1 protein-coding gene is annotated in these 642 nt (G+C 42.2%); it reads left to right on the top strand.

The window, feature by feature from the left end:
- Window positions 1-169: 169 nt before the first annotated feature.
- Window positions 170-487, top strand: coding sequence for a heavy metal-binding domain-containing protein (locus tag NOG12_RS13155; protein ID WP_110077055.1), 318 nt, complete (start codon window positions 170-172; stop codon window positions 485-487).
- Window positions 488-642: the final 155 nt, after the last annotated feature.

Raw genomic sequence — 642 nt, 5'->3', positions numbered from 1 at the left:
ATAAAATTAGCAATATTAACCCAACAGACATCGAGGTTCATTTTTCTTTGAGTGGGCAAATAGCAAAACAAGTTGGTAGAAGTGAAAGCTAACAAGCCAATTATTCCGACCTCAACTCGCTGCGCTCGTTTCGTCGGCATATTGGGGCGTTATGTTCTAGGAGTAAATTATGATTTATACGACGACTGAAACGGTTCCTGGCAAGGAAATCGAAGCTGTGTTGGGCATTGTGAATGGAAATGTGGTGCAATCTAAACATGTTGGCCGAGACATCATGGCGGGATTGAAAGGTATTGTCGGAGGAGAGCTCAAAGGATATACCGAGATGTTGATGGAAGCTAGAAATATAGCGGTACAACGACTAATAGAAGATGCTGAAAAGTTAAATGCAGATGCGATAGTGGGCATACGTTTTACAACTAGCTCTGTTACTGATGGTGCGTCAGAAATACTAGTGTTTGGTACAGCAGTGAAGCTTCGAACATAACAAGCTGTTTAAGAGGGATTCGCAACGCGTGGCATTTTTGCTATGCGTTAAATTTAGTGATTAAGGTGGTTTACGGCGACTTCGGTATTGCGTTGCTCACCCCTTAACAGAGCGTTACACGTCACTATGAAATTAAGCATCGCTACATTAATCCT

This window comes from Pseudidiomarina fusca, from assembly GCF_032227045.1.
GTDB classification, from domain to species: Bacteria; Pseudomonadota; Gammaproteobacteria; order Enterobacterales; family Alteromonadaceae; genus Pseudidiomarina; species Pseudidiomarina fusca.
The sequence above is the reverse complement of the archived record's forward strand: the minus strand, read 5'-3'. Positions and strand labels throughout refer to the sequence as shown.